The organism is Vibrio sp. 2134-1, assembly GCF_033339495.1.
In genome coordinates this window covers 1-592 of record NZ_JAWOUS010000687.1, presented here as the reverse complement: position 1 = coordinate 592, position 592 = coordinate 1, and the positions used below count along the sequence as shown (strand labels likewise).

1 protein-coding gene is annotated in these 592 nt (G+C 48.3%); it reads right to left on the bottom strand.

Annotation, left to right across the window (positions count from 1 at the left end; translation table 11 throughout):
- Nucleotides 1-592 (bottom strand): nucleoside recognition domain-containing protein (locus R7R78_RS27965; RefSeq protein WP_225474833.1); only part of this gene is annotated, 592 nt, incomplete at both ends.

Below are 592 nucleotides of genomic sequence, written 5' to 3'. Positions count from 1 at the left end.
TGCGACAGGTGAAAATACGTAGCCTAAGATAAGCTCAAAGCTTAGTGGCGTACCAATAAGGTCTCCAACCCAACCTAGCATGCCGTTCAACAACGCGATTACGCTGATGAACGCTAACAACGTACCACCTACAGACACAGCGATACGAACACCCGCCATTGCGCCATCGGCTAACGCTTCAACCACGTTAGTTGCGCGTGGAATTTCCACTTGGCTGATGTCGATATCTGGTGCTTTGTTCACATCTTCTGGCATGAGAATTTTCGCCATCAACAAGCCTGCGGGCGCAGACATAAAGGCAGCAGCGATAAGGTAGTTAAGATCGACACCCCACGAGGCATAACCTACCAACGTACCACCAGCTACTGATGCCAAACCACCTGTCATTACCGCAAAGAACTGCGAATCAGTCATGTGCTTTAGGTAGGGGTTCACCATTAGTGGCGCTTCGATAGTGCCGACAAAAATGTTTGCTGTTGCAGACAAAGACTCAGCACGACCAATGCCAAGAAGCTTTTGAATACCACCACCAATGAAGTTGATAACTTTTGGCATCACACCAATGTGATAAAGACCGGAGATAAGAGAGGAG